This window comes from Bacillus sp. AFS001701 (assembly GCF_002559405.1).
GTDB lineage: Bacteria > Bacillota > Bacilli > Bacillales > Bacillaceae_G > Gottfriedia.
Window position 1 is genome coordinate 1 of the sequence record NZ_NTZO01000413.1, and the last position, 5261, is coordinate 5261.

Sequence of the window (5261 nt, forward strand, 5' to 3'; positions counted from 1 at the left end):
TTCATATTTTAAAGGCCAATATGTAACCGAAATTATGTTTGGACTTTCGAAAAATGATTGGAATAAATAGTAGGAGATGGGAATGAAATGAACTTCTTAAAAGGAGCATTGTATTTATCATTGGCCGCAAGTATTTGGGGTATGACTTATGTTGTCAGTAAAGTAGTATTGGATAGTATTTCCCCATGGTTATTACTAGAAATGAGATTTCTCTTAGCATTATTAACATTAGGAGTAATTAGTCTTTTCCAAAAAAGCTGGAAAATTTATAAAAAAGATTTGGTTCCTCTCTCAGTTATTGCTTTAGTCGGGTATACTGGCTCGATTGGTTTCCAGTTTGTTGGTACTAAGCTTTCAGGCGCAGCAATGGGCTCTTTAATTACTTCAGCTTCACCTGCATTAATATCATTATTTGCATTTTTTATTTTAAAAGAAAAAATAAATAGCCGTAAGATAGTATCGTTAATTTTAGCAACAATTGGCGTAATCGTTGTAATAGGATTACCAAAAGGTGGATCAAATTTAGGTGCATATTTTGGTAATCTCATACTAGTAGGTGCAGCCATTACTTGGGCATTATATACAGTTTTAAGTAAAGTTCAGACTAGTAAATATTCATCATTAACCGTAACAACTTGGGCGACTGTATTTGGCGTAATTTTTACATTACCATTTACGATTTTTGAACAAAGTAAACACATTACCCACTTACCATCAAATGGTTGGATTTGGATGGGTGTCATATTCTTAGGAACAATCTCAACAGCAGGTGCCTTTTATCTTTGGAACAAAGGATTTGAATTTATTGATACTTCCACAGGATCATTATTTTTCTTTTTACAACCATTAATTGGTACGATTTTTGGCTATTTTTTATTAAATGAAGAAATTAGTCCTTCTTTTTTCATAGGAAGTATTCTAATTGTTGTAGCAGTGTATTTATCGATTAAGGAACCAAAGCAAAAAACGACGCTTCAATATAACTCGAAAAAAGCATGAAACATTTAAAAGTAGTTGAAATACTCAACTGCTTTTTTTATTGGCTAATTTACCTAAATTTACGAATCTTAAGACTAGCTGGAATGATTATATGTATTTAAATTGACAAATGCAGTTAGGACAAATAATATAAATCTTGTGCGATATATCGTATAAGATGTATTTTACTTTGAAGTATTTTGTTGGAGGGATTAAATGGTAGAACGACCAGAATTTATTCGTGAATCAATCGATTTTTTACAGCGTTTTTTAATGAAAAGTCTTCAAAAGCATTCGGAGGAACATGGAGTTACAATTCCACAAGCAAGAGTTATTGGCGAGGTGTATGCTCATAAAACAATGAGTATTAAACAACTTTCTAAAAATCTTAAAATGACGCAAAGTACTGTATCAGATATTGTTGAGCGCCTGACTACAAAAGGCCTTTTATTGAAAACCCCTAATCCAAAAGATAAACGGTTCGTGGAGATTTCTTTACCTGAAAATATTGCAGATGAAATACATGATAGCATTACTGAAATTGCAAATAAGTCATTAAATAGTGCATTAAGTCTTCTAGACTCTGATGAACAAGAGATTGTAGAGAAAGGAATGAAATTATTAGTTACAGCTGTTAAGAAAAAGATGGAGACAGATGGAATGGATAATTATGAATTCTTTGACGTATTGTACTTTCTTGATGATGAAAAAGAAAAAAAAGAGAAATAAATTAATGAAGGAGGGGACCGTGTGAACAAAATCATAAAGGGTCGTTGGATTATTTTTTCAATTTGGTTAATTGCTACAGTATTGTTAACAGTTCTTCAGCCTGACATCAATGCAATTCTGCGGAATAAGGGGCAGGAAGGAGCGAATAGTGATTCACCTTCTGTTATGGCTGATCATATCCTCAAAAAAATGGATACTGCAAAAGGAACGAATAATCTGATTGTTTTTTATGATAAAGATAAAATTTCAAATGATGAAATGGAAAAAATTGGTGATGCTGTTAAAGGAATACGAGATAGTAGTAAAGAACTTAGAATTTCGGAAATCATTGATCCTTTTAGTATTCCAAATGCAAAAAGTTCATTAGTCTCAAAAGATGGCACCACACTAATGGTGAGCTATAAGCTAGATAAGAACGGAAGAGAAATAGATGATATTAAAAAACAAATAGATAATAAATTAAGTAAAGTACCAGTTGAATATTATCTAAGTGGTGAAGATTTTATCAATAATGATTATTTAAAAGCTTCGCAAGCAGGAGTCGAAAAAAGTGCTGCATTGACAGTTATTTTTATTTTAGTCGTACTTATTCTTGCGTTTAGATCAATCGTTACACCATTTGTATCATTAATTGCGGTTGCATTTTCTTATCTATGTTCAATGGGAATAGCTGCCCAATTAATCGATAAAGCTGGATTTCCGATTACTAGTCTTACTCAAATGCTTTTAGTACTTATTCTTTTTGGGATTGGTACTGATTACAACATTCTCCTTTTTAATCGTTTCAAAGAGGAACTTTCACTTGGACATTCAGTTGATGAATCAATTGTAAACACATATAAAACGGCTGGTAAAACAATTGCCTATAGTATTTTAACTGTGTTTATTGCGTTCCTTGCACTTGTATTCGCAGAATCTCCAATTTATAAATCAGGTGTTGTAGTTGTAATAGGTGTATGTATATTATTATTAGAAATTTTAACGTTAACACCATTTATTATGAAGGTATTAGGAAAAAAACTTTTCTGGCCATCTAAAAATGTTGGGGGACACAAGGAAAATAAATTTTTTGGTAATTCGTCTGCTTTTGCCATAAAGAAACCGATTATAACAATTGTCGTAATACTATTGATTTTAACTCCTATGGTATATTTCCACCAAGAAAAGCTAAACTTTGATACTATTGGAGAATTGGGTAATAAATATCCTTCATCAAAAGGATTTAATATCGTTTCAGATCATTTTGGTAAAGGTCAGGCAATGCCTGCAACAGTCGTTATTGAAAACAGCAAAGCGCTTGATAATAATCAATCACTTGCAGTAATTGATAATGTTACTGAACGACTTAAGAAGATAAATGGTGTTAAGCAAGTATCTTCAGTAACACAACCTGAAAGTAAACAAATTGATAGTTTTTATGTTGATAGCCAAATGGGTACAGTGACTGATGGTATTTCAAAAACAAAAGATGGAGTTAACGAAATACATGACGGATTAAGTTTAGCCCAAGATAAACTAGGATCAGCGGATTTTTCAAAAGTTAGCCAAATGGTAGATGGAACAACAGAACTACAAAATGGTGTCACAGCATTAAGTGGTGGTTTAAAACAAATTCAAGCAGGGATTGGAAATGGTTCTAGTAATTCTCAAACGATCTCTAGTGGTATAGCAACGATCGAAATGAATCTAAGAAAAATGAGTAGTGGTGTATCATTATTAGCAAAAAATTATGAGAAAATGCAATCGGGTTATAAAGAATTAGGAACTCATTACCAAGAATCAGCACAAGCACTGCTTGGTTTAAAAGGCGCAATTTCTCAAATGCAATCAATGGTGACAGCACTAGGTAGTAGTTATTCGAATTCAAAAGATGATGTAAATTACCAATCATTAAAGCAAACAATTGATCAAACAGTCGCTTCAATAAATCAAATTACACCAGAAGGAATCAAAGCTTTAAATGAGAATTATAATGCTGTAACTGCAGGTTTTGCTACTGCAAATAGTAATCTTTCTAGTATGAGTAATGGCTTAACTCAAATGGCTGATGGCTTGAAAAAACTTGAAAGTGGCTTGAGCGATGCATCATCTGGAATCGGAAAAATTGTCACAAATATGAATAAAGTATCAGATGGACTTGGTCAAATGAAATCAGGTCAGCAACAGCTAGTATCTGGCATCAATGGCTTTAGTACTTTCGGAGAAAAACTATCAGATGTAAACGGTGGGTTAGAGAAAATATCTGACGGATTAGGAAAGACAAATGATTTCTTAACTCAGTATAATTCTAATAAAACTTTCTTTATACCAAAAGAAGCATTGGCTGACGAGAACTTTAAAAAATCAATAGACATGTTTATGTCAAAAGATAAAAAGATTACAAAGCTAACAATTGTTTTGGAGAATGATCCATATTCAAAAGAATCTTTAAATACGATCAATAAAATAAATTCAGCTGTTAAAAGTGGACTTAAAGGCACAGAACTTTCAACTGTAAAGTCAGGTGTTTCGGGTCCAAGTGCAACAACAAATGATATGAACAATATTTTGAGTAGTGACCTAAATAAAACAACTACAATCGTTATTATAGGGGTATTACTAGTATTATTCCTAGTGATAAAATCATTCTGGACACCAGTATTTATCACTGCTTCACTTTTAGGGGCATACTACTGCGCTATGTTTATGATCAATTATATTTTCATAGATTTGCTAGGATATGAAGGAATATCTTCATTTGTTCCGTTTTTCTCTTTCATCATTATAGTCGCTTTAGGAGTGGATTATAGTATTTTCCTAATGATGAGATTTAAGGAATATACTCATTTGTCACCGAAAGAGGCAATCGTATTAGCATCTAAACATACTGGTGGAGTAATTATTTCAGCGGTAATCATACTTGGAGGTACATTTGCTACACTTATGCCTTCTGGAATCCTTTTATTGTTTGAATTAGCAATAGCGGTAATAACTGGTCTAGTAGTCCTTTGCTTTATATTATTACCGATCTTCTTACCAGCAATGATTGCATTGCCAGAAGCATTGGCTAATTTATTTTCAAGAAATAAGGAAGCTAATGTTGATACAGAAAAACATGTAATTTAATAGAATAATAGGTTAATTGAAAAATGCCGACTAACTATTAAAATAATAGTAGGTTCGGCTTTTTTTAATTAAGATTCTGGTTCAGATTAGGGTAAATGTTGATAATTAATAACGATCCGAGATATTAGTATAATTTGCACGAGAACAAACATTTATATGAAATATACAATGATTGGATTTTGGATTATGGTTTATATTTGTAAAGTCTAGGATTGTTATAAAGTATGTAGAAATTGGACAATATGAAATTTTACCATACTACTTTACTTATATTCAGAATTATTAGATAATAAGAGTGGGAATAATTACTTATATAGGGGAAATTATTTATGAATGATGAACAATTTAATCAAGAAGATATAGAGCAAGAATTGGTAAAAGAAGCTTCGGAAATACTCGAAAAAGAAGGTTTTAACTTTTCTATAGGAGATATAAAAAATTTATTAAAA

General features: G+C 31.7%; 3 protein-coding genes. All 3 read left to right on the plus strand.

The window, feature by feature from the left end; all coding sequences use genetic code 11:
- Nucleotides 1-87: 87 nt before the first annotated feature.
- The gene (locus CN514_RS20285) at nucleotides 88-999 is read left to right on the plus strand and encodes a DMT family transporter (RefSeq protein ID WP_098234138.1); all 912 of its coding nucleotides are present in this window, start codon (nucleotides 88-90) and stop codon (nucleotides 997-999) included.
- A 195-nt stretch (nucleotides 1000-1194) separates the two neighbouring features.
- Nucleotides 1195-1707, plus strand: coding sequence for a MarR family winged helix-turn-helix transcriptional regulator (locus CN514_RS20290; RefSeq protein WP_098234139.1), 513 nt, complete (start codon nucleotides 1195-1197; stop codon nucleotides 1705-1707).
- Nucleotides 1708-1728: 21 nt separating this feature from the next.
- Entirely contained in the window at nucleotides 1729-4812 is a 3084-nt protein-coding gene (locus CN514_RS20295) for an MMPL family transporter (protein ID WP_098234140.1), read from the plus strand.
- The last annotated feature ends 449 nt before the right edge of the window (nucleotides 4813-5261 follow it).